This window comes from Photobacterium piscicola (assembly GCF_046058925.1).
GTDB classification, from domain to species: domain Bacteria; phylum Pseudomonadota; class Gammaproteobacteria; order Enterobacterales; family Vibrionaceae; genus Photobacterium; species Photobacterium piscicola.
The window spans coordinates 3,105,220-3,129,900 of sequence record NZ_CP175534.1 but is presented as its reverse complement, the minus strand read 5'-3'; the positions used below and the strand labels follow the sequence as shown (position 1 = coordinate 3,129,900).

Genomic DNA, 24,681 nt, shown 5'->3' with positions numbered 1-24,681 from the left:
TGCTTGGCGACCATAGCGTTATGGACCCACCTGATCCCATGCCGAACTCAGTAGTGAAACGTAATAGCGCCGATGGTAGTGTGGGGTCTCCCCATGTGAGAGTAGGACATCGCCAGGCTCAAATTTATGAAAGCCCGTTCAATGAACGGGCTTTTATTTCGCTCTTACTGATTGTAATGTGAGCGACGTCAACAGAAAGTTTTTACTTTTTAATCGATTGATAAAAAAGAATAAAATTTTGTCTTGACTGAATATCAGAAAAGCGTATTATACGCCACCTGACTTGCTGAAGCGTAATGCGCTAAGGCATTGAAAGTCAACGTTCTTTAACAATTTGACCATGCAATCTGTGTGGGCACTCGTTGAATAGTTAAGTCGAAAGATTTATCAATGAACTGAGTGACCAATACAAATAACTACGGTTATTTGGCACAGTCAATTCATTACCATTCTGTTGGAATGGTAATAGCTTTAAAATTACTAAGGTAGTTTTGAAGTCAGTATTCATTGAGCCGTCTCGAAAGAGACAACAAAACTTTAATTGAAGAGTTTGATCATGGCTCAGATTGAACGCTGGCGGCAGGCCTAACACATGCAAGTCGAGCGGTAACAGAAAGAAAGCTTGCTTTCTTTGCTGACGAGCGGCGGACGGGTGAGTAATGCCTGGGAATATACCCTGATGTGGGGGATAACTATTGGAAACGATAGCTAATACCGCATAATCTCTTCGGAGCAAAGAGGGGGACCTTCGGGCCTCTCGCGTCAGGATTAGCCCAGGTGGGATTAGCTAGTTGGTGGGGTAATGGCTCACCAAGGCGACGATCCCTAGCTGGTCTGAGAGGATGATCAGCCACACTGGAACTGAGACACGGTCCAGACTCCTACGGGAGGCAGCAGTGGGGAATATTGCACAATGGGGGAAACCCTGATGCAGCCATGCCGCGTGTATGAAGAAGGCCTTCGGGTTGTAAAGTACTTTCAGTTGTGAGGAAGGCAGTTAAGTTAATAGCTTGGCTGTTTGACGTTAGCAACAGAAGAAGCACCGGCTAACTCCGTGCCAGCAGCCGCGGTAATACGGAGGGTGCGAGCGTTAATCGGAATTACTGGGCGTAAAGCGCATGCAGGCGGTCTGTTAAGCAAGATGTGAAAGCCCGGGGCTCAACCTCGGAACAGCATTTTGAACTGGCAGACTAGAGTCTTGTAGAGGGGGGTAGAATTTCAGGTGTAGCGGTGAAATGCGTAGAGATCTGAAGGAATACCGGTGGCGAAGGCGGCCCCCTGGACAAAGACTGACGCTCAGATGCGAAAGCGTGGGGAGCAAACAGGATTAGATACCCTGGTAGTCCACGCCGTAAACGATGTCTACTTGAAGGTTGTGGCCTTGAGCCGTGGCTTTCGGAGCTAACGCGTTAAGTAGACCGCCTGGGGAGTACGGTCGCAAGATTAAAACTCAAATGAATTGACGGGGGCCCGCACAAGCGGTGGAGCATGTGGTTTAATTCGATGCAACGCGAAGAACCTTACCTACTCTTGACATCCAGAGAATTCGCTAGAGATAGCTTAGTGCCTTCGGGAACTCTGAGACAGGTGCTGCATGGCTGTCGTCAGCTCGTGTTGTGAAATGTTGGGTTAAGTCCCGCAACGAGCGCAACCCTTATCCTTGTTTGCCAGCACGTAATGGTGGGAACTCCAGGGAGACTGCCGGTGATAAACCGGAGGAAGGTGGGGACGACGTCAAGTCATCATGGCCCTTACGAGTAGGGCTACACACGTGCTACAATGGCGTATACAGAGGGCTGCAAGCTAGCGATAGTGAGCGAATCCCACAAAGTACGTCGTAGTCCGGATTGGAGTCTGCAACTCGACTCCATGAAGTCGGAATCGCTAGTAATCGTGAATCAGAATGTCACGGTGAATACGTTCCCGGGCCTTGTACACACCGCCCGTCACACCATGGGAGTGGGCTGCACCAGAAGTAGATAGCTTAACCTTCGGGAGGGCGTTTACCACGGTGTGGTTCATGACTGGGGTGAAGTCGTAACAAGGTAGCCCTAGGGGAACCTGGGGCTGGATCACCTCCTTACCTAAAGACTTATACTGTTTTATGCAGTGTCCACACAGATTGCTTGGTAAAATTAGTTATTAGAAAATAGCGAAAGTGCTAATTAATGCAAACGCATTGATTAACGCTTTTGCGTTATGCTCTTTAACAATCTGGAAAGCTGACTAGTAAATTTAATCGAAAGATTAATTTTAAAAATGTTTTTATTCTTTGAATAAAAACGAGTTCTCAAAACATACACATTCAAGTGTCTGTGTTTGCTTTCACTTTTTAAAGTGAAGACAAATAAATGAGTCCGGCGAAAAACCAATGTTTAATATTTTCTTGATCGGAGTATTAAACGCAAACCTTGGTTGTTTGAACATACAAGACCTCTTGGGGTTGTATGGTTAAGTGACTAAGCGTACACGGTGGATGCCTTGGCAGTCAGAGGCGATGAAGGACGTATTAACTTGCGATAAGCCCAGATTAGGCAGTAAAAGCCTCTTGAGTCTGGGATTTCCGAATGGGGAAACCCACTTGCATAAGCAAGTATCATTAACTGAATACATAGGTTAATGAGGCAAACCGGGGGAACTGAAACATCTAAGTACCCCGAGGAAGAGAAATCAACCGAGATTCCGGTAGTAGCGGCGAGCGAAACCGGATTAGCCCTTAAGCTAGTTCTGCGTTAGGTGAAGGTTCTGGAAAGTACCGCGATACAGGGTGATAGCCCCGTAACCAAAAATGCATTATTAGTGAAATCGAGTAGGACGGGACACGTGATATCCTGTTTGAACATGGGGGGACCATCCTCCAAGGCTAAATACTCCTGACTGACCGATAGTGAACCAGTACCGTGAGGGAAAGGCGAAAAGAACCCCTGTGAGGGGAGTGAAATAGAACCTGAAACCGTGTACGTACAAGCAGTAGGAGCCCACTTGTTGGGTGACTGCGTACCTTTTGTATAATGGGTCAGCGACTTAATTTTAGTAGCAAGGTTAACCGTTTAGGGGAGCCGTAGGGAAACCGAGTCTTAACTGGGCGTCATAGTTGCTAGGATTAGACCCGAAACCGAGTGATCTAGCCATGGGCAGGTTGAAGGTGAGGTAACACTTACTGGAGGACCGAACCGACTAATGTTGAAAAATTAGCGGATGACTTGTGGCTAGGGGTGAAAGGCCAATCAAACTCGGAGATAGCTGGTTCTCCCCGAAAGCTATTTAGGTAGCGCCTCGGACGAATACTACTGGGGGTAGAGCACTGTTAAGGCTAGGGGGTCATCCCGACTTACCAACCCTTTGCAAACTCCGAATACCAGTAAGTAATATCCGGGAGACACACGGCGGGTGCTAACGTCCGTCGTGAAGAGGGAAACAACCCAGACCGCCAGCTAAGGTCCCAAAGTTATAGCTAAGTGGGAAACGATGTGGGAAGGCTCAGACAGCCAGGATGTTGGCTTAGAAGCAGCCATCATTTAAAGAAAGCGTAATAGCTCACTGGTCGAGTCGGCCTGCGCGGAAGATTTAACGGGGCTAAGCTATACACCGAAGCTGCGGCAATATGAACTTGTTCATATTGGGTAGGGGAGCGTTCTGTAAGCCGTTGAAGGTGCATTGTAAAGTGTGCTGGAGGTATCAGAAGTGCGAATGCTGACATGAGTAACGATAAAGGGAGTGAAAAACTCCCTCGCCGGAAGATCAAGGGTTCCTGTCCAACGTTAATCGGGGCAGGGTAAGTCGACCCCTAAGGCGAGGCCGAAAGGCGTAGTCGATGGGAAACGGGTTAATATTCCCGTACTTCTTATAATTGCGATGGAGGGACGGAGAAGGCTAGGTGAGCCTGGCGACGGTTGTCCAGGTCCAAGTATGTAGGCTGATGAATTAGGCAAATCCGGTTCATCTTAAGGCTGAGATACGATGTCGAGCTACTACGGTAGTGAAGTCATTGATGCCATGCTTCCGGGAAAAGCTTCTAAGCTTCAGATTATAAGAAATCGTACCCCAAACCGACACAGGTGATCAGGTAGAGAATACCAAGGCGCTTGAGAGAACTCGGGTGAAGGAACTAGGCAAAATGGTACCGTAACTTCGGGAGAAGGTACGCTCCTAGCGGTGATGAGACTTGCTCTCTAAGCTGCCGGGAGTCGCAGATACCAGGTGGCTGCAACTGTTTATTAAAAACACAGCACTGTGCAAAATCGAAAGATGACGTATACGGTGTGACGCCTGCCCGGTGCCGGAAGGTTAATTGATGGGGTTAGACTTCGGTCGAAGCTCTTGATCGAAGCCCCGGTAAACGGCGGCCGTAACTATAACGGTCCTAAGGTAGCGAAATTCCTTGTCGGGTAAGTTCCGACCTGCACGAATGGCGTAATGATGGCCACGCTGTCTCCACCCGAGACTCAGTGAAATTGAAATCGCAGTGAAGATGCTGTGTACCCGCGGCTAGACGGAAAGACCCCGTGAACCTTTACTATAGCTTGGCACTGAACATTGACCCTACATGTGTAGGATAGGTGGGAGACGTTGAAGCAACCGCGCCAGTGGTTGTGGAGTCAATCTTGAAATACCACCCTTGTATGCTTGATGTTCTAACGTTGACCCCTTATCGGGGTTACGGACAGTGCCTGGTGGGTAGTTTGACTGGGGCGGTCTCCTCCCAAAGAGTAACGGAGGAGCACGAAGGTGGGCTAATCACGGTCGGACATCGTGAGGTTAGTGCAATGGCATAAGCCCGCTTGACTGCGAGAATGACAATTCGAGCAGGTGCGAAAGCAGGTCATAGTGATCCGGTGGTTCTGAATGGAAGGGCCATCGCTCAACGGATAAAAGGTACTCCGGGGATAACAGGCTGATACCGCCCAAGAGTTCATATCGACGGCGGTGTTTGGCACCTCGATGTCGGCTCATCACATCCTGGGGCTGAAGTCGGTCCCAAGGGTATGGCTGTTCGCCATTTAAAGTGGTACGCGAGCTGGGTTTAGAACGTCGTGAGACAGTTCGGTCCCTATCTGCCGTGGGCGTTGGATGATTGAGAGGGGCTGCTCCTAGTACGAGAGGACCGGAGTGGACGAACCGCTGGTGTTCGGGTTGTATCGCCAGATGCATTGCCCGGTAGCTAAGTTCGGAATCGATAACCGCTGAAAGCATCTAAGCGGGAAGCGAGCCTCAAGATGAGTCATCCCTAGACCTTTAAGGTCTCTAAAGGGTTGTTGAAGACTACAACGTTGATAGGTCAGGTGTGTAAGTGCTGCGAGGCATTGAGCTAACTGATACTAATTGCCCGTGAGGCTTAACCATACAACACCCAAGGGGTTTTCCTTCTCATAAGAGAAGAGACGGACTCTACAAACGCTTGAATGCGTGTTGAGAACAACTAGTTAGATTTTCCCAGATTGCTATTTATTGTCATAAGACAATAAATAAACCAGAATTTGCTTGGCGACCATAGCGTTATGGACCCACCTGATCCCATGCCGAACTCAGTAGTGAAACGTAATAGCGCCGATGGTAGTGTGGGGTCTCCCCATGTGAGAGTAGGACATCGCCAGGCTAAAATTTATGAAAGCCCGTTCAATGAACGGGCTTTTATTTCGCTCTTACTGATTGTAATGTGAGCGACGTCAACAGAAAGTTTTTACTTTTTAATCGATTGATAAAAAAGAATAAAATTTTGTCTTGACTGAATATCAGAAAAGCGTATTATACGCCACCTGACTTGCTGAAGCGTAATGCGCTAAGACATTGAAAGTCAACGTTCTTTAACAATTTGACCATGCAATCTGTGTGGGCACTCGTTGAATAGTTAAGTCGAAAGATTTATCAATGAACTGAGTGACCAATACAAAATAACGTAAGTTATTTTGGCACAGTCAATTCATTACCATTCTGTTGGAATGGTAATAGCTTTAAAATTACTAAGGTAGTTTTGAAGTCAGTATTCATTGAGCCGTCTCGAAAGAGACAACAAAACTTTAATTGAAGAGTTTGATCATGGCTCAGATTGAACGCTGGCGGCAGGCCTAACACATGCAAGTCGAGCGGTAACAGAAAGAAAGCTTGCTTTCTTTGCTGACGAGCGGCGGACGGGTGAGTAATGCCTGGGAATATACCCTGATGTGGGGGATAACTATTGGAAACGATAGCTAATACCGCATAATCTCTTCGGAGCAAAGAGGGGGACCTTCGGGCCTCTCGCGTCAGGATTAGCCCAGGTGGGATTAGCTAGTTGGTGGGGTAATGGCTCACCAAGGCGACGATCCCTAGCTGGTCTGAGAGGATGATCAGCCACACTGGAACTGAGACACGGTCCAGACTCCTACGGGAGGCAGCAGTGGGGAATATTGCACAATGGGGGAAACCCTGATGCAGCCATGCCGCGTGTATGAAGAAGGCCTTCGGGTTGTAAAGTACTTTCAGTTGTGAGGAAGGCAGTTAAGTTAATAGCTTGGCTGTTTGACGTTAGCAACAGAAGAAGCACCGGCTAACTCCGTGCCAGCAGCCGCGGTAATACGGAGGGTGCGAGCGTTAATCGGAATTACTGGGCGTAAAGCGCATGCAGGCGGTCTGTTAAGCAAGATGTGAAAGCCCGGGGCTCAACCTCGGAACAGCATTTTGAACTGGCAGACTAGAGTCTTGTAGAGGGGGGTAGAATTTCAGGTGTAGCGGTGAAATGCGTAGAGATCTGAAGGAATACCGGTGGCGAAGGCGGCCCCCTGGACAAAGACTGACGCTCAGATGCGAAAGCGTGGGGAGCAAACAGGATTAGATACCCTGGTAGTCCACGCCGTAAACGATGTCTACTTGAAGGTTGTGGCCTTGAGCCGTGGCTTTCGGAGCTAACGCGTTAAGTAGACCGCCTGGGGAGTACGGTCGCAAGATTAAAACTCAAATGAATTGACGGGGGCCCGCACAAGCGGTGGAGCATGTGGTTTAATTCGATGCAACGCGAAGAACCTTACCTACTCTTGACATCCAGAGAATTCGCTAGAGATAGCTTAGTGCCTTCGGGAACTCTGAGACAGGTGCTGCATGGCTGTCGTCAGCTCGTGTTGTGAAATGTTGGGTTAAGTCCCGCAACGAGCGCAACCCTTATCCTTGTTTGCCAGCACGTAATGGTGGGAACTCCAGGGAGACTGCCGGTGATAAACCGGAGGAAGGTGGGGACGACGTCAAGTCATCATGGCCCTTACGAGTAGGGCTACACACGTGCTACAATGGCGTATACAGAGGGCTGCAAGCTAGCGATAGTGAGCGAATCCCACAAAGTACGTCGTAGTCCGGATTGGAGTCTGCAACTCGACTCCATGAAGTCGGAATCGCTAGTAATCGTGAATCAGAATGTCACGGTGAATACGTTCCCGGGCCTTGTACACACCGCCCGTCACACCATGGGAGTGGGCTGCACCAGAAGTAGATAGCTTAACCTTCGGGAGGGCGTTTACCACGGTGTGGTTCATGACTGGGGTGAAGTCGTAACAAGGTAGCCCTAGGGGAACCTGGGGCTGGATCACCTCCTTACCTAAAGACTTATGCTGTTTTATGCAGTGTCCACACAGATTGCTTGGTTAAAATGTAGAACGTAAAAAGACTTGGGTCTGTAGCTCAGGTGGTTAGAGCGCACCCCTGATAAGGGTGAGGTCGGTGGTTCGAGTCCACTCAGACCCACCACTTTTTCTCCCAGAAAAAGTGATGGTATAGTCTTTTAAATCGTTGGGGTTATAGCTCAGCTGGGAGAGCGCCTGCCTTGCACGCAGGAGGTCTGCGGTTCGATCCCGCATAGCTCCACCACTTTCTAAATACATTCAAAGTAATGAATGTGATTAGAAAGTGGTTATCTAACGATGATTACATGTTCTTTAACAATTTGGAAAGCTGACTAGTAAATTTAATCGAAAGATTAATTTTAAAAATGTTTTTATTCTCTGAATAAAAACGAGTTCTCAAAACATACACATTCGAGTGTCTGTGTTTGCTTTCACTTTTTAAAGTGAAGACAAATAAATGAGTCCGGCGAAAAACCAATGTTTAATATTTTCTTGATCGGATTATTAAACACAAACCTTGGTTGTTTGAACATACAAGACCTCTTGGGGTTGTATGGTTAAGTGACTAAGCGTACACGGTGGATGCCTTGGCAATCAGAGGCGATGAAGGACGTATTAACTTGCGATAAGCCCAGATTAGGCAGTAAAAGCCTCTTGAGTCTGGGATTTCCGAATGGGGAAACCCACTTGCATAAGCAAGTATCATTAACTGAATAGATAGGTTAATGAGGCAAACCGGGGGAACTGAAACATCTAAGTACCCCGAGGAAGAGAAATCAACCGAGATTCCGGTAGTAGCGGCGAGCGAAACCGGATTAGCCCTTAAGCTAGTTCTGCGTTAGGTGAAGGTTCTGGAAAGTACCGCGATACAGGGTGATAGCCCCGTAACCAAAAATGCATTATTAGTGAAATCGAGTAGGACGGGACACGTGATATCCTGTTTGAACATGGGGGGACCATCCTCCAAGGCTAAATACTCCTGACTGACCGATAGTGAACCAGTACCGTGAGGGAAAGGCGAAAAGAACCCCTGTGAGGGGAGTGAAATAGAACCTGAAACCGTGTACGTACAAGCAGTAGGAGCCCACTTGTTGGGTGACTGCGTACCTTTTGTATAATGGGTCAGCGACTTAATTTTAGTAGCAAGGTTAACCGTTTAGGGGAGCCGTAGGGAAACCGAGTCTTAACTGGGCGTCATAGTTGCTAGGATTAGACCCGAAACCGAGTGATCTAGCCATGGGCAGGTTGAAGGTGAGGTAACACTTACTGGAGGACCGAACCGACTAATGTTGAAAAATTAGCGGATGACTTGTGGCTAGGGGTGAAAGGCCAATCAAACTCGGAGATAGCTGGTTCTCCCCGAAAGCTATTTAGGTAGCGCCTCGGACGAATACTACTGGGGGTAGAGCACTGTTAAGGCTAGGGGGTCATCCCGACTTACCAACCCTTTGCAAACTCCGAATACCAGTAAGTACTATCCGGGAGACACACGGCGGGTGCTAACGTCCGTCGTGAAGAGGGAAACAACCCAGACCGCCAGCTAAGGTCCCAAAGTTATAGCTAAGTGGGAAACGATGTGGGAAGGCTCAGACAGCCAGGATGTTGGCTTAGAAGCAGCCATCATTTAAAGAAAGCGTAATAGCTCACTGGTCGAGTCGGCCTGCGCGGAAGATTTAACGGGGCTAAGCTATACACCGAAGCTGCGGCAATATGAACTTGTTCATATTGGGTAGGGGAGCGTTCTGTAAGCCGTTGAAGGTGCATTGTAAAGTGTGCTGGAGGTATCAGAAGTGCGAATGCTGACATGAGTAACGATAAAGGGAGTGAAAAACTCCCTCGCCGGAAGATCAAGGGTTCCTGTCCAACGTTAATCGGGGCAGGGTAAGTCGACCCCTAAGGCGAGGCCGAAAGGCGTAGTCGATGGGAAACGGGTTAATATTCCCGTACTTCTTATAATTGCGATGGAGGGACGGAGAAGGCTAGGTGAGCCTGGCGACGGTTGTCCAGGTCCAAGTATGTAGGCTGATGGTTTAGGCAAATCCGGACCATCTTAAGGCTGAGATACGATGTCGAGCTACTACGGTAGTGAAGTCATTGATGCCATGCTTCCGGGAAAAGCTTCTAAGCTTCAGATTATAAGAAATCGTACCCCAAACCGACACAGGTGATCAGGTAGAGAATACCAAGGCGCTTGAGAGAACTCGGGTGAAGGAACTAGGCAAAATGGTACCGTAACTTCGGGAGAAGGTACGCTCCTAGCGGTGATGAGACTTGCTCTCTAAGCTGCCGGGAGTCGCAGATACCAGGTGGCTGCAACTGTTTATTAAAAACACAGCACTGTGCAAAATCGAAAGATGACGTATACGGTGTGACGCCTGCCCGGTGCCGGAAGGTTAATTGATGGGGTTAGACTTCGGTCGAAGCTCTTGATCGAAGCCCCGGTAAACGGCGGCCGTAACTATAACGGTCCTAAGGTAGCGAAATTCCTTGTCGGGTAAGTTCCGACCTGCACGAATGGCGTAATGATGGCCACGCTGTCTCCACCCGAGACTCAGTGAAATTGAAATCGCAGTGAAGATGCTGTGTACCCGCGGCTAGACGGAAAGACCCCGTGAACCTTTACTATAGCTTGGCACTGAACATTGACCCTACATGTGTAGGATAGGTGGGAGACGTTGAAGCAACCGCGCCAGTGGTTGTGGAGTCAATCTTGAAATACCACCCTTGTATGCTTGATGTTCTAACGTTGACCCCTTATCGGGGTTACGGACAGTGCCTGGTGGGTAGTTTGACTGGGGCGGTCTCCTCCCAAAGAGTAACGGAGGAGCACGAAGGTGGGCTAATCACGGTCGGACATCGTGAGGTTAGTGCAATGGCATAAGCCCGCTTGACTGCGAGAATGACAATTCGAGCAGGTGCGAAAGCAGGTCATAGTGATCCGGTGGTTCTGAATGGAAGGGCCATCGCTCAACGGATAAAAGGTACTCCGGGGATAACAGGCTGATACCGCCCAAGAGTTCATATCGACGGCGGTGTTTGGCACCTCGATGTCGGCTCATCACATCCTGGGGCTGAAGTCGGTCCCAAGGGTATGGCTGTTCGCCATTTAAAGTGGTACGCGAGCTGGGTTTAGAACGTCGTGAGACAGTTCGGTCCCTATCTGCCGTGGGCGTTGGATGATTGAGAGGGGCTGCTCCTAGTACGAGAGGACCGGAGTGGACGAACCGCTGGTGTTCGGGTTGTATCGCCAGATGCATTGCCCGGTAGCTAAGTTCGGAATCGATAACCGCTGAAAGCATCTAAGCGGGAAGCGAGCCTCAAGATGAGTCATCCCTAGACCTTTAAGGTCTCTAAAGGGTTGTTGAAGACTACAACGTTGATAGGTCAGGTGTGTAAGTGCTGCGAGGCATTGAGCTAACTGATACTAATTGCCCGTGAGGCTTAACCATACAACACCCAAGGGGTTTTCCTTCTCATAAGAGAAGAGACGGACTCTGCAAACGCTTGAATGCGTGTTGAGAACAACTAGTTAGATTTTCCCAGATTGCTATTTATTGTCATAAGACAATAAATAAACCAGAATTTGCTTGGCGACCATAGCGTTATGGACCCACCTGATCCCATGCCGAACTCAGTAGTGAAACGTAATAGCGCCGATGGTAGTGTGGGGTCTCCCCATGTGAGAGTAGGACATCGCCAGGCTCAAATTTCGTTTTTATCTTTTTATAAAGGTAGAGGCAACAAGTTGCATTTATGCTGAATAGACACTGCGGAGTGGTAGTTCAGTTGGTTAGAATACCGGCCTGTCACGCCGGGGGTCGCGGGTTCGAGTCCCGTCCACTCCGCCATTATTAAAGAAACCTGAATCGAAAGATTCAGGTTTTTTTTCGTCTGTATAAATGTGAAATAATGCAGAATAGATATCGTGGAGTGGCAGTGGTCTGTCACGTTGGGGGACGCGTCGATATTAGGTATTGCAAGTCCTGTCCACTTCACATTATTAAAGAAACATGGATCGAAAGATTTGTTTTTTTTAGTCTGTAGAAATAGTCATTTTATGTGGTTACTTTGACGACTTTTATTCTGAGATTATTACGATGTGCTGATTGATTATATTATTTAAATAATACTTTATTGCTCTGTTGTAATTGTGAATATTTGTGTGAGAATATTTAATAGATAGTTTTGATATTTAGTATTGCAGCTATAGTCTATTAATGTAGCAAGTTCTTCTCCGATAGGAGATATACGGTAATAGGTAAAAGATGTGTTTTTATTATAACAATTTAAGCTGTAACTGATCTTTTTAAAATGTAATTGTATGGTTTGTGTATGATTAATTTTACTTGATTCAAATTCTGTTTTTAATATTAGTCCTAAGTCCATTAAAATAACAATACTTGAATATGGTATAGAATATTGATTATATTCAATAGGATAGTTTTTATTTTTTACCAAAAAAAACATTAATTTATCTATTGTCTTTATATTTGTAACGATCTTTCTATTTTTAGTGTTATTAATCTGACAGCTTACGCTCATAATATATTGAAATAACAATGCTTCTTTATGAGTCATCGAGATTAAAATAGTAAGAGCTCTTAATGATGTTGTTCCTGGATGTATTAGCTCTTTTTTGAGAATTTGAGCCCATAAATTTTGCATTGATGAACTATAAACTTGTTTAGCCATTTTAATAAAGCGTGCTAACCAATCAGGATCTGGCTCTGTTGTCGTTTCATTATTACATTGCTCGTAAGTCAGCTTAAAGATGGTTTCAATATTATATTGTTCGCGCTGATGGTGTAGTTGTTGGCTATTAGCATATCTTTCAGTTAATGAGCGCTTATTATGAGAGCTTATTAACCCATCATAACCAAAATGTTGTGCTAAAGCATGAATACGATTCTTACTATTTGTTCGTAATCGCTTTACAGGTGTGTTTTTTGACGGTGGTTGTGTTGTTGTCATTATCAAATATCTATTAACTATTAGGCCGTTACTAATAACGGCCTACATTAATATTTCTTAAGCGGTAAATAGTCGTTATAGGTTTTTCTTTACTATTGTGATGACTTGTTTGATTTGTTGGTGGTTTAATTGTCCTTCAAATTGGAACAATATTTGTCCTTTTTGATTGAGCACAATGATGGCAGAGTTTTCTTTTTGTAGAGCCCATGTTCTTTGAACGATGCCATTGCTATCTAACACTATTGATGACCATGGATACTGTTTCTTGCTGTCTTCTGAAGCACTTTTGACAAAACCAGATGTTCCCCAGATAGCATCATCTTGGTTGATGATTGTTGTTGTTTGGTATTTTGATTCTGGAAAATGTGCGTCACTGATCGCTTTGATTAAGTTTGCATTGATCTTTTTTGCAGAACTTCTTCCAGCGATTGCCATTATGATACGAACTTTTCCTGTTAGTTGTGTACTGCGCCAAGATTGATAATTAATACTGCCATTGTTCAGTACGAGTTCACCTTCATTTGTTACTGTAACAGGTATTACTACTTTACCTTTTTCAAGATTATTCGCTTGAACGATCATTGGCATTGAAGCAATAAATATTATAGTTAATAGTGTCTTATACATAATTATCCTTGTTTATTTATGATGTTATTCGTGTCGTGAGCTTTATTTCCGCATTATTATTCTAATTTTTATCGCTAATTATTTATGCCATATTTTATATGGCAGATTGTTTGCATGTTTAATTTTTAATAAGAATCACTGCGTTTTATTAATCATGATGTGAGGATTTATGTTAAGAATATTTCAAGTATATCGCCCTATTCAAATTGCTAAGCATGTTAAGAATTTCTTTCGAGGACGGCTTTTTATTATTGGAATTGGCGGTTTTGAATTTGAAAATGGTCGATTGATCCCACCTCCATCGGCTGATCTTAAAGTATTGAGCGTAATATCTGAAGTGAATAGAGAAATTAAGATACTTTCTGTGACCATTGTTTAAATTATACAATCGTGGTGACAAATAATGGTGTTTTATGTATTGAAAAATTATAGCTATTATACTTTATTGTTAATGATTATTTTTTATGCGTATATCAATAAATGGCAAATAAAAATTTGATGGTAAGATAATTGCCATTTTCATTTTGCAATGCTTGTTGATAATATTCAGTGCACTATTAGGCTATAATTTTTAGCTAAAATGAGAATAATTACTCTAGAACTATTGAGTTGCTATGTAGGATTGTAGTCATTTAAGGCGCTCTGATTATTATTGTAAGAGTTGTTGGGCGTTAAACAAATAAGACTAATAGGATGCGTTATTAATGACACATATATGAATTGAGTGATTTATTGTCAATAATATTTGTAGCTATTGTTGGTATAGATCTACACCATTTGCCAAAATAGACCGTGTGAATGAATCTAATTTTTTCCAATAAGCATAATTCGAATGAATAAAGTTTATCAGTGGCTGGGTGTTGCATCTTTTGCCTTAGTATTATCAAGTCCGGCTATGGCGGCATCTCTTAAAGTTAAGGGATTAAACAGTAGCCTTGAAGATAATGTCGATGCTTATTTATCGGCTATTTCTAAAAGTGATTATAGTAATACCTTACGTTTTCAAGAGCAGGTTAAATCTGAAATCAGTCAAGCATTACAAGCATTGGGCTATTACCAGCCGACATATGACTATCAGGTTAAAGGGAGTGGCAAAAAGACGGATATAATTGTAACCGTTGATGCTGGCCCTCGTACTCATATTAGCCAAAGTAATATCATTATTACTGGGGATGCGAAAGATGATCCTGCTTTTATTTCATTATTGAAAAATAGCGGATTAGGCGTTGGAATGGCGCTTAATCAGGGTAAATATGAAGCCTTAAAATCAGCGTTACAAAGCCTGGCAGTGCGTCGCGGTTACTTTGATGCTGAGCTAAAGAAAAGTGAATTAGGTGTTATTCCTACCCGTAATGAAGCGATCATTACGATAGATTTTGATTCTGGGCGTCGTTATACCTTTGGTGATACCAACTTTACCGGGAGTCAAATCAAAGATGAACGCCTTCGTTCAATGATTCCTTATACTGAAGATGAACCTTATTTAGCCTCTAAATTAGGGCTGTATAATGAACGCTTATCTAATGTTGGCTGGTTTTCATCTATTTATGTCGGTGGTGATGTTACTAAACGTAAGGATGATAAAATTCCGATTGAGGTTGCTTTAACTCCTCAAGTTAGAAACCAAATTGAAACAGGTATTGGTTTTTCAACTGATACGGGTCCACGCCTAAAATTTAATTGGAAAAAACCATGGATCACCAGTAATGGTCACAGTTTTTACCTTAAATCTGAGATATCGAAAGAACAACCAAAGCTTGAAGCTGCTTATAAAATCCCATTAGATGATGTTTTAAATAATTACTATCAAATTGTTGGTGGCATTCGTTATGTTGATAGCCACGATACAATCAGCACACAACTAGGGTTAGGTGTTGAACGACACTGGAAGTTAAGCTCTGGGTGGGAACGCACTGTTTCACTGCATTGGCTTAATGAAAAGTATAAGCAAGGTGGTGATGAGAGTGGTACTTTCAATGTCTTCTTGCCAGGGCTTTCTTACAGTAAGAGTCACTTTACTGGCGGTGTATTCCCAACGTCTGGTAGTAAGTATAATTTTTCCGTTGAATTTGCAGATAAGTCGTTAGGTTCCAATACGAGCTTAATCCGTATACAAGCAAAATCGGCATGGATTCGCACCTTAAGTGAAAACCAACGAGGCCTTTTCCGTATTGCGGGGGGAGCTGTACTAGCAGATAACATTCGTGATATTCCACCATCATTACGCTACTTTATTGGTGGTGATAATAGTATTCGAGGCTATGGTTATGAGTCTATTTCACCACGTAACGATTTAGGTCGTATGGTCGGTGGTCAATATATGGCGACTAGCAGTATTGAATACCAATACCGTTTATATAACGATTGGTGGGGTGCTTTATTTTATGATTATGGTTCGACATGGAATGACAACAAACCAGATTGGATGCGAGGTACTGGTTTCGGTGTTCGTTGGGCATCTCCAGTGGGGCCGGTTCGTATTGACTTTGCTTGGGGGCTTGATAAACCCGACAAGGACAAGTTTCAACTTCACTTTTCTTTAGGGCCTGAATTATGATCTGGGTGAAGCGCATATCCCTGACTCTTTTAGCAATTTTATTGTTTTTAGTGATCGCCATTGCGGTGATCTTATATACCCCTGCAGGGTTAAAATTTGCTAGCTGGGGAGCGCAAAAAGCGTTACCTACATTATCTATAGGTGAAACTTCAGGCTCTCTATTACGCGGCTTTCAAGTTGATAATGTACGTTATCAAGATAGCAATATGAACTTAGCTGTTAATCGGTTGAATCTAACCTTGGATGATCGCTGTTTATTGACGCCTGAAATTTGTATTTCAAATGTAGGGGTTAATGGCGTTAAGTTTTCAATGCCAACATTACCGCCAACAACTGAGCCTGAACAACCATCAAAACCGGTAACTGAAATCAGTCTGCCTATTCCTATTAAAGTTGATCACGTTACTTTAGATAATATTGATCTTGATATCTTATCGAATAAGGTGAATTGGCAACATTTTTCTACTGCCGCGACGGTTATTGGCAGCCATGTCATATTAAAGCCAACCGACTGGGATAATATTAAGTTAGCACTTGCTCCTGCGAAAAAGCCTGTAAAATCGAAAGCAAAGCCAAAAGTAAAGGTTAAGGCTAAATCTGATGCTACTGTTATCACGTTGCCTGATGTCGTATTACCAATGTCGTTTGATATTGAACGTTTTACTATTAAAAATTTCGAATTAGAAGGTAAAACACCACAAAAAGTATCTTTACTTGAGGTGATAGCATCAGGAAAAGGGAGTGAAATTAACCTTAAAAAGTTACAGCTTGATGCACCACAAGCGAATTTAAAAGCACAGGCACAAGTAACATTAGCCGGTGATTATCCTTTAACGTTAAATGCTGATGCTAATATCGCAATGAAGCCGGTTAGTGGTCAAACACTGACGTTAAAAGCGAGTGGTTCATTACAAAAGCTCGTTGTTGATGCGCAACTTAAAGGCAAATTAGACGCTATTGTTAAAGGCAAGTTATCACCATTAAAGGCGGATTTTCCATTTGATGTGGCAATCTCTAGTCAACATTTACAATGGCCAATCGATAAGTCGGCTGAGTTTACTGTTGATAAGACTAATATTGATGCGAAAGGTAGTTTAAACGGGTTTACATTTAATGCGAAAAGTAACATTGATGGTAAACCAATGCCGGCAGTGAAGTTTGCTCTTAATGGTAAAGGTGACCTAAATAAGGTCGACCTTTCATCATTAAAAATTAATACCTTAGGTGGTGTTATCACGGGCAATGCAAAAGCAAGCTGGAAAGATTTAGTCAATTGGAGTGGGCAACTACAATTTGCTGATATTCAACCGGGTTTACAGTGGCCTGCGGCACAAGGCAATGTTAGTGGTAAGCTCGCCACTTCTGGTGGTTTAACCAAACAAGGTGGTTGGTTTGTTAAATTGCCACAGTTGGCTGTTAACGGCACCATCATGAAACAAGCTTTAACATTGGTTGGTAAGTTAGATGCTTCTGATATTAATGGCAAAGGGGATCTATTACAGGTTAATACTCCTGGGTTAACTTTAAAACATGGTCCTAATGGGATGATGGTAAAAGGTCAACTTGATAAGACTTGGAACATGGTAGCTAATATTGATGCGCCAAATTTATCTAAATCATTAAAAGGCCTTCATGGTGCTGTTAATGGTGATGTTATGTTATCTGGCAGTATGGCAACTCCTGATATTAAGCTTGATTTGCAAGGGAATGATTTAGGTTGGCAACAGTTAGCAAGCTTAGCTTCGTTTAACCTTAAAGGTAATGTGACGCCTTTACCTAATATGAAAGCGAATGTCAGTTTGACTGCTGCAAAAGGTAAATATGGCACAACATCCCTTGATGATCTTAATATTCTATTTAAAGGCACTGAGCAACAGCATAGTCTAAGTGTTAATGCGAAAGGTGATCCTGTTGGTGCTAATTTATTGATCAATGGTGACTTTAATAAAAAAACTGGCTGGAAAGGTACGTTAGTTAAAGGTGATATTAGTACACCTGTTGGTAACTGGGTACTTAATCATTCGACCTTGATTAGCTATGATCTTAAAACCGCAATGGCAAATGTTGGTGCGCATTGTTGGCAACAAGGGCAAGCGGGGATTTGTTTAACTAACGATCTTAGCGCTGGAGCATCAGGCCAAGCACAGTTAGCTATTCGTAAATTTAACTTTGATTTGTTAAAACCGTTCCTACCGCCAGAATTAAAACTGACGGGTGAGCTTGGTGCAAATGTTGATGCCAAATGGGCACCCAAAGCTCCCCCTTATCTAAAAGCGAATATCATTATGCCTGCTGGCGGCATTCGTCAACAGATGAGTAGTGACGAGCAGCCGCTAACGTTGGGCTGGGATAAAGTAACCGTTAATGCGGATATGCAAGATAACGTATTAAATGCAAATTGGTTAGTTGCGATTAAGAATAATGGTGATCTAAGTGGTCGCGCAAGGATCACCAATCTGCAAGGTGATAAACAGATTAATGCCAATGTTAAGCTTGATCGTTTTACCTTAGGGTTCCTTGAGCCGATGATCAAAGATTATCATAAGTTTGATGGTCAAGTTGATACGAACTTAACAGTGACCGGACCTATCTTGCATCCTGCGGTTAATGGCTTATTACAAGTGTCTAAACTAGAGGCAACAGGACGTAAAGTACCATTAGATATTAAAAATGCAGATATCAAACTGGCCTTTAATGGTTATAACGCCACTCTAATGGGTAATATTTATACGCCAGATGGACAGTTATTGCTACGAGGTACTGGTGATTGGCAGGATATGAAAGCTTGGAAAACAAAGCTGAATATTAATGGTAAAGAGTTAAAGGTAAGTGTACCGCCAATGGTTGCATTGAAGGTATCACCAGATTTAACCATTGAAGCTTCGCCAACAATGGCTGAAATTACCGGAAAAATTGGTATTCCGTGGGGACGTATCACGGTTAATCAGTTACCTAAATCAGCGGTGAGAGTCTCAAAAGATCAAGTGATCTTAAAAGATGACATGCAGCCATTAAAAGAAAAATCAGAAGTACCATTTGATATTAAGACCAATATTTTTGTACATATTGGTGATGATGTTAAATTGTCTGCTTTTGGTTTAAAAGCCGGCCTGTTAGGTGATTTAAACGTTCGCCAAGCAGGTAAAGGGCCGATGATTTATGGTGAAGTTAATATTGCCAAGGGATCGTATTACCGTGCATTAGGACAAGAGCTATCGATTCGTAAAGGGCAAATTTTGTTTAATGGCCCAGCAGAACAGCCTTATCTTTCTATCGAGGCGATTCGAGATCCTGATAATGTTGAAGATGATGTGATTGCTGGTGTACGTGTTACTGGCCCTGCTGATAAACCTGAAGTAAATATCTTCTCTGATCCAGCAATGCCACAACAAAATGCCTTGTCATATATTCTAACCGGTAAGAATCTTGATTCTGAAAACTCGGGCGATAATAGTGCAATGACAACGGCATTGATTGGTATGGGCTTGGCACAAAGTGGCCAATTAGTCGGTGATGTTGGCGAGGCCGTGGGCGTTAAAGATCTTAGCTTATCAACATCTGGTGCGGGTGATGATTCGCAAGTGACGATCAGTGGTTATATTGCTCCAGGGTTACAAGTGAAGTACGGGGTGGGTATTTTTAACCAAGTGGATGAATTTACTTTGCGCTACCGATTATTGCGGAATTTATATGTTGAAGCAGTTTCTGGTCTTGATCAGACTGTGGATTTACTTTACCAATTTGAATTTAATTAATCACAACCTGATGCTTTAGCGTCAGTATCCTGATAATGAAAGGCCCGATTAGTAATAATCGGGCTTTTTTTTATCATGTTATTATGGGATTGGTTGTGTTGCTTTGAGATCTTGATAATTACGCCCATTATATACTGCGGTGTATCCTAGCTCTTGTAAGCTTGTTGCTGCTATTTCTGCTCGTCGACCTGATTTACAATAAAGTAAGATTGGTTGCTCTTTATCTTTATAGGTCGTCACTATGGCTGCAATATCTTGGTAAGGGACATTAATTGCTGAAGTTAGATGGCCTTGTGAAAATTCATTTGGTGTTCTAACGTCGATAATGACATGCGGTTGTTGTTGCTGTAGTTGCCAAAATTGTTGGACAGAAACATTCTGGGCATAAGTTATTGGAACGATAGCGGTAAGACTAAATATGGTTATCAACAATTTATATTGTAGAGTGTGTTTCATGGCGTTGATCGCTATTTTTGTGCACGTTCAAATGAGGTGATGATTTCTTCTTTTGCTGCCGTTACATTTTCCCAACCATCAATTTTGACCCACTTATTGGCTTCTAATTCTTTGTAATGTTCAAAAAAGTGAACTATTTGTGCTTTCAATAAGCTTGGTAGATCATCGATATTCTGAATATGATCATATTCAGAGCTGAGTTTACTATGAGGAACTGCGACAATTTTGGCATCTTCACCTGATTCATCAGTCATTTTTAATACCCCAATTGGACGACAACGAATCACTGATCCTGTCAGTAATGGATATGGTGTTGGTACTAAGACATCGACAGGATCGCCATCAAGAGAAAGAGTATGGTTAATATAGCCATAGTTACATGGATAAAACATTGGTGTTGATGTAAATCTATCAACAAAAATAGCCCCACTGGCTTTATCGACTTCGTACTTAATTGGATCGGCATTGGCGGGAATTTCAATAATCACATTGATATCGTGAGGAATATCTTGACCTGCTGTTACTTTATTTAAACTCATGACTGATCTCTTTGTTGTTAATTAAATGTTAATGGTGTTGAGGTTATCATGATTGATATTAAAAACAACCGTCGTCATGGCGCAGCTGTTGAGGTACAAACGACAGCTGAATATATTGCTGACACTATCAAGGTGGTTAAGACCACCTTGAACATTAGTGATTATGATTCATCGACTTCATGAAGGAAAGCTTCTACTTTGTTGACCATGTTGGTTGAGCCAACAAAAAAAGGTACCCGTTGATGCAATTCTGTTGGCACGAGATCTAAAATACGTTGTTGGCCATTAGTAGCCCGTCCTCCTGCTTGTTCAATTAATAATGCCATCGGATTACATTCATACAGTAACCGTAACTTTCCATTTGGGTAACTGGCAGTACTTGGGTAAAGGTAGATGCCACCTTTTAATAGATTACGATGGAAATCAGCGACTAACGACCCAATGTAACGTGATGTATAAGGACGGTTATCTTGTGGTGCATATTCTTGGCAGAATTTGATGTATTTTTTAACACCTAATGGAAAGCGAATATAGTTACCTTCATTGATGGAATAGATATTGCCATCAACAGGAATTTGCATATTTTCATGAGAGAGGCAAAATACACCGAGTGAGGGATCATAAGTAAAACCATGTACACCATTACCTGTGGTGTAAACTAGCATGGTGGATGAACCGTAGATAACATAACCGGCAGCTACTTGGCGATGCCCTGGTTGCAGAAAATCAACCTCTGTTGCGGGGGAGCCAACGGGGGATATACGGCGATAAATAGAGAAAATTGTACCGACAGAGACATTAACATCGATGTTAGATGAACCATCAAGAGGATCCATTAGTACCACATATTTAGCATCTCGGTTTAACTGTCGATTAAAGCTAACTGCTTGATCTTCTTCTTCACTGGCAATACCGCACACTTGATCGCGTGCTTCTAATGCGGCTTTAAATTTGTCATTAGCATAAAGATCAAGTTTTTGTTGTTCTTCACCTTGTATGTTTTCTGTGCCTACGGCTCCTGTTATATCAGCTAATCCGGCTTTATTGATTTCGCGATTTACGATTTTAGCCGCCAGTTTTATCGAGCCGAGCAGTGAGGATAGTTCGCCACTGGCATGAGGAAAATCACTCTGTTTCTCGACAATAAATTCACCAAGCGTTCTAATATCGGTCATAAACAATCCTTGCATTATGTTGTCATAAGAAGATGTAGGTTCAGTTGTATACTTGTTGGATCTCAACTTGTAATGAGAGCGAATGCCTCACAGTATTTTTTGTTATATAAAGAATTGTATATAAAGATCTTTTTTATGGTAACGAAGTAACGTCAAAGCGTGACATTAATAAAATTTAAGGATGGAAACAGCAGTTATGCATATTCATATTTTAGGTATTTGTGGAACATTTATGGGAGGCGCTGCCACATTAGCAACTAAGCTGGGCCATAAAGTGACTGGTTCTGATGTCAATGTATATCCGCCGATGAGTACGATGCTTGAGTCTCAAGGTATTGAAATAATTCAAGGATATGATCCAGAACAATTAAAGCCTGCGCCTGATTTAGTGGTCATTGGTAACGCCATGAGCCGTGGTAATCCATGTGTTGAATATGTGCTTAATAATAATTTACGTTATACCTCGGGCCCACAATGGCTACAGGATTATTTATTGCATGATCGCTGGGTTATGGCAGTGGCTGGCACCCATGGTAAAACCACAACCGCGAGTATGTTAGCGTGGATCTTAGATGATTGTGGTTATCAACCCGGTTTTCTTGTTGGGGGAGTGCTTGGAAACTTTGGTGTTTCTGCTCGTCTTGGCGAAAGTATGTTCTTCGTTGTTGAAGCTGATGAATATGACAGTGCTTTTTTTGATAAACGTTCGAAGTTTGTTCATTATCATCCTCGCACATTGATCATGAATAACCTTGAGTTTGATCACGCTGATATTTTTGATGACTTAAAAGCCATTCAACGCCAATTCCATCATTTAGTACGTACAGTGCCTGGTAATGGACGTATTTTAGCGCCGCATGGCGTGAAAAATATTGATGAGACATTAGCAATGGGCTGCTGGAGTGAGCTGGAATATATCGGTGATGATGGTCATTGGCGTGCAGATAAAAAGTTAGCTGATGGCAGTGTGTTTGATGTTTATCTTGATGATCAATTAGTCGGCACTGTCGATTGGGCATTAGTCGGCGACCATAATGTCAATAATGCCTTAATGGCCATTGCAGCGGCTCGACACGTTGGAGTTACCGCGAATTTAGCGTGTGATGCATTAGCTAAATTTATCAATACTAAGCGTCGATTAGAGTATAAAGGTGAGGTAAATGGTATTACGGTTTATGATGATTTTGCTCATCATCCAACGGCGATTGAATTAACATTAGGTGGATTAAGAGCTAAATTACCTCAGTCTCGTATTCTTGCTGTACTTGAACCGCGTTCAAATACCATGAAATTAGGGGTGCATAAGCATGATTTAGCGCCAGCCTTAGCTGCCGCAAATGAAGTGTTTTTATTTCAGCCTGATAACATTCCATGGTCAGTGCAGGAAATTGCCGATCAATGTCCTCAACCTGCATTTTGTAGTGATAACATTGATACGCTGGTGGCGAATATTGTTGAATCGGCACAAGTTGGTGATACGATTTTAGTGATGAGTAATGGTGGTTTTAGTGGTATTCATGACAAACTATTAGCGGCATTAACTGCAAAATAAAGTGAGAGATAATGACAAATAAACAGATAACATTAGCATGGACGGGCGCGTCTGGTGCACCTTATGGTTTGCGTTTACTTGAATGCTTGTTAGCTGCAGATTATCAGGTTTATCTGTTGATTTCATCTGCTGCTCGAGTGGTATTAGCGACCGAACATGGACTTAAATTATCGGCGGCACCAGCAACGGCACAGCAACAGTTAGTGGCACATTTACAGTGTCCTGCTGAACAGCTGGTGGTGTGTGGTAAAGAAGATTGGTTTTCACCGGTAGCATCGGGATCGGCGGCGCCAAAACAAATGGTAATTTGTCCGTGTTCAGCATCAACATTGGCATCCGTGGCTTATGGAATGTCTAATAACTTGCTTGAGCGGGCTGCGGATGTGGTTATTAAGGAGCGTGGTCAGTTACTGCTGGTGATTCGAGAAACGCCATTTTCAAGTATTCATTTAGAAAATATGCTTAAGTTATCGCAACTGGGGGTGACGATTATGCCTGCGGCTCCGGGGTTTTATCATCAACCGCAAACCATTGATGATTTGGTTGATTTTATGGTGGCTCGAATATTAGATCATTTAAATATTGAGCAGGGTTTGGTGCCGCGTTGGGGATATGATCAACGTTAACCGTGAGCATGTCGCGATTAACATGAGTTAAGCACGATAAAAACGAAGGGTCTATATTTCTTGAGCAATTATGCTGATGCCATATAAAGTTAGATAGACCCTAATCGTCGGTCAATCAGTTGCTGTAATCAAACAGCTCACACACTGATTCATAAAGCTCATCAGTGGTGATGTTATTGGTCGGTGTGATAAAGATAGTATCATCACCCGCAACAACACCAAGGATCCCTTCTGCTCTACCTAAAGAATCTAATAGACGCGCAATGACTTGTGCAGCACCAGGACCGGTGTGGATCACAACTAATGCGCTGTTAAAGCCAACTTCCATTACTAGTTCTTTTAATGGGCTTGTAATTGTTGGTACGCCAAGTTCAATCGGTAAACAATACACCATTTCCATTTTGGCATTGCGAGTACGTACTGCACCAAATTTTGTTAGCATGCGAGAGACTTTTGATTGGTTAATATTATCAAAACCCTGTGCTTTTAATGCATCAACAATCTCACCTTGAGAACTGAACTTTTCTTCTTTTAAAATTAATTTAAACGCTTTAACTAAACGTTCTTGCTTATCTGAATTTCGCATAAGTAAATATTATCTACAGGGACGAGGTGAGCCATTTTTGCATAACCTGTGACTCACTGGCAAACAAAGTGCATCAAAATAAATATGTGAAATCGCATTTTTAGCGTATATAAAATTTTTTATTGTGACTCTTGTCATTGTTTTATCATGACTAATTAGATGAAACCCACGAAAGGCGAGTCACGATTAAATTTATAATTTATTTGTCTGATAAAAGCGTTTGAGTGCATTTTTATGGGATTCTGCGT

General features: G+C 43.0%; 12 protein-coding genes, 3 tRNA genes and 7 rRNA genes. 16 read left to right on the top strand and 6 right to left on the bottom strand.

Going from position 1 to position 24,681, the window contains the following annotated elements; all coding sequences use genetic code 11:
* The first annotated feature begins 2 nt into the window (after positions 1-2).
* From rrf (ACJZU6_RS14620) to ACJZU6_RS14575, 10 genes are all read left to right on the top strand, one after another.
* A 5S ribosomal RNA gene (gene rrf / locus ACJZU6_RS14620) occupies positions 3-118 on the top strand.
* 420 nt (positions 119-538) lie between these two features.
* Positions 539-2,083, top strand: a 16S ribosomal RNA gene (locus ACJZU6_RS14615).
* A 366-nt stretch (positions 2,084-2,449) separates the two neighbouring features.
* Positions 2,450-5,343 (top strand): 23S ribosomal RNA (locus ACJZU6_RS14610).
* Positions 5,344-5,480: 137 nt separating this feature from the next.
* Positions 5,481-5,596, top strand: a 5S ribosomal RNA gene (gene rrf / locus ACJZU6_RS14605).
* Positions 5,597-6,018: 422 nt separating this feature from the next.
* Positions 6,019-7,563: ribosomal RNA gene (locus ACJZU6_RS14600) — 16S ribosomal RNA — on the top strand.
* Between the two features lie 73 nt (positions 7,564-7,636).
* Positions 7,637-7,713, top strand: a tRNA-Ile gene (locus tag ACJZU6_RS14595).
* A gap of 44 nt (positions 7,714-7,757) precedes the next feature.
* A tRNA-Ala gene (locus ACJZU6_RS14590) sits at positions 7,758-7,833 on the top strand.
* 311 nt (positions 7,834-8,144) lie between these two features.
* A 23S ribosomal RNA gene (locus ACJZU6_RS14585) occupies positions 8,145-11,038 on the top strand.
* A gap of 137 nt (positions 11,039-11,175) precedes the next feature.
* A 5S ribosomal RNA gene (rrf, locus tag ACJZU6_RS14580) occupies positions 11,176-11,291 on the top strand.
* Together the 16S, 23S and 5S rRNA genes with 3 tRNA genes alongside form the textbook arrangement of a ribosomal RNA operon.
* Positions 11,292-11,360: 69 nt before the next feature.
* Positions 11,361-11,437 (top strand) — tRNA-Asp (locus ACJZU6_RS14575).
* Between the two features lie 283 nt (positions 11,438-11,720).
* On the opposite strand, the gene ACJZU6_RS14570 is transcribed toward ACJZU6_RS14575, so the two are convergent.
* Both ACJZU6_RS14570 and ACJZU6_RS14565 read right to left on the bottom strand, forming a co-directional pair.
* On the bottom strand, positions 11,721-12,560 hold the full coding sequence (locus ACJZU6_RS14570; protein ID WP_408900491.1) for a TIGR03899 family protein: 840 nt from the start codon (positions 12,558-12,560) through the stop codon (positions 11,721-11,723).
* A gap of 75 nt (positions 12,561-12,635) precedes the next feature.
* Positions 12,636-13,187 carry a YtfJ family protein gene (locus tag ACJZU6_RS14565; RefSeq protein ID WP_408900490.1) on the bottom strand — a complete coding sequence of 184 codons (552 nt, stop codon included), beginning with the start codon at positions 13,185-13,187 and terminating at the stop codon, positions 12,636-12,638.
* Positions 13,188-13,356: 169 nt separating this feature from the next.
* Here ACJZU6_RS14565 and ACJZU6_RS14560 point away from each other — a divergent pair, with 169 nt between their 5' ends.
* The 3 genes from ACJZU6_RS14560 (at position 13,357) to ACJZU6_RS14550 (ending at position 19,499) form a co-directional block, all read left to right on the top strand.
* Positions 13,357-13,566 (top strand): DUF1107 domain-containing protein, encoded by a 210-nt coding sequence (locus ACJZU6_RS14560; RefSeq protein WP_080158620.1) that lies wholly within the window; start codon positions 13,357-13,359, stop codon positions 13,564-13,566.
* Between the two features lie 453 nt (positions 13,567-14,019).
* Positions 14,020-15,744, top strand: a complete 1,725-nt coding sequence (locus ACJZU6_RS14555) for an autotransporter assembly complex family protein (protein ID WP_080158619.1) — start codon at positions 14,020-14,022, stop codon at positions 15,742-15,744.
* Positions 15,741-19,499, top strand: a complete 3,759-nt coding sequence (locus ACJZU6_RS14550) for a translocation/assembly module TamB domain-containing protein (RefSeq protein ID WP_408900489.1) — start codon at positions 15,741-15,743, stop codon at positions 19,497-19,499. The genes ACJZU6_RS14555 and ACJZU6_RS14550 overlap by 4 nt, the downstream gene beginning before the upstream one ends.
* 81 nt (positions 19,500-19,580) lie before the next feature.
* On the opposite strand, the gene ACJZU6_RS14545 is transcribed toward ACJZU6_RS14550, so the two are convergent.
* On the bottom strand, positions 19,581-19,955 hold the full coding sequence (locus ACJZU6_RS14545) for a rhodanese-like domain-containing protein (protein WP_408900488.1): 375 nt from the start codon (positions 19,953-19,955) through the stop codon (positions 19,581-19,583).
* A gap of 11 nt (positions 19,956-19,966) precedes the next feature.
* The gene (gene ppa / locus ACJZU6_RS14540; RefSeq protein WP_080158616.1) at positions 19,967-20,494 is read right to left on the bottom strand and encodes an inorganic diphosphatase; all 528 of its coding nucleotides are present in this window, start codon (positions 20,492-20,494) and stop codon (positions 19,967-19,969) included.
* A gap of 48 nt (positions 20,495-20,542) precedes the next feature.
* Here ppa and ACJZU6_RS14535 point away from each other — a divergent pair, with 48 nt between their 5' ends.
* Positions 20,543-20,677, top strand: a complete 135-nt coding sequence (locus ACJZU6_RS14535; RefSeq protein ID WP_255418384.1) for a hypothetical protein — start codon at positions 20,543-20,545, stop codon at positions 20,675-20,677.
* On the opposite strand, the gene fbp is transcribed toward ACJZU6_RS14535, so the two are convergent.
* Entirely contained in the window at positions 20,656-21,669 is a 1,014-nt protein-coding gene (fbp, locus tag ACJZU6_RS14530; RefSeq protein ID WP_080158615.1) for a class 1 fructose-bisphosphatase, read from the bottom strand. The two genes, ACJZU6_RS14535 and fbp, sit on opposite strands and share 22 nt — an antisense overlap.
* A gap of 196 nt (positions 21,670-21,865) precedes the next feature.
* Here fbp and mpl point away from each other — a divergent pair, with 196 nt between their 5' ends.
* A complete protein-coding gene (gene mpl, locus ACJZU6_RS14525) occupies positions 21,866-23,221 on the top strand; it encodes a UDP-N-acetylmuramate:L-alanyl-gamma-D-glutamyl-meso-diaminopimelate ligase (protein ID WP_408900487.1) in 1,356 nt (451 codons plus the stop codon).
* 11 nt (positions 23,222-23,232) lie between these two features.
* On the top strand, positions 23,233-23,847 hold the full coding sequence (locus tag ACJZU6_RS14520) for a flavin prenyltransferase UbiX (RefSeq protein ID WP_107276406.1): 615 nt from the start codon (positions 23,233-23,235) through the stop codon (positions 23,845-23,847).
* A 115-nt stretch (positions 23,848-23,962) separates the two neighbouring features.
* On the opposite strand, the gene argR is transcribed toward ACJZU6_RS14520, so the two are convergent.
* Entirely contained in the window at positions 23,963-24,433 is a 471-nt protein-coding gene (gene argR / locus ACJZU6_RS14515; RefSeq protein ID WP_080158612.1) for a transcriptional regulator ArgR, read from the bottom strand.
* Positions 24,434-24,681 lie beyond the last annotated feature (248 nt).